A 565-nucleotide genomic window follows, 5' to 3' on the forward strand; every position below is an offset into this window, starting at 1 on the left:
AAACCCTGACGACGGACATGACGAACACAATACACGCAATCCCTTTTATACAGGTCCACGCCCATCAGACCGCACGCGCAGAGCCAGTTATGCCTATAAAGGCGTACACGAAAACGTCAGCACCGACCAGCATCCGCCAAACGAAAAAATCAACGACCACCTTCCTGCCCAACATCAGCTGGACAACTTGATGACGGCGATTTACCACCGTCTCTCCTTACTCGATCAAAATATCGACGAGGCCGGTGCGGCGTTTGAATCGCAAGGCAAACAAATCGCATTGAGCATCAATCAGGGCGACAGCAGATTCAACAGCCTCTGCCAAAAAAACCGCCCCCTATCCGACCTCAGCCGTTCGTTTTACCAAGATGCCTGTCATGGTCATGCCATTGTTTATGCGGATGAAATTTTCAACCGCAAACTCCGGCCTTACATCACCTATCCGCAAGGCAACTTCGCTTCGCCGGTTTTCCACGGCGAACGTCCCGACCCTATGCCGCATTATGAAATGACCGGCAATCCGGTCAGCATCGCGTTCTCAGAACAATCGCCTCCGGTCAAAATG

General features: G+C 52.0%; 1 pseudogene. It reads left to right on the forward strand.

The features are described from left to right. Positions 1-565: pseudogene (locus tag ACTHUR_RS16795) on the forward strand (CAP domain-containing protein); the annotation flags it as partial.

Source organism: Neisseria sp. P0021.S007, assembly GCF_051956855.1.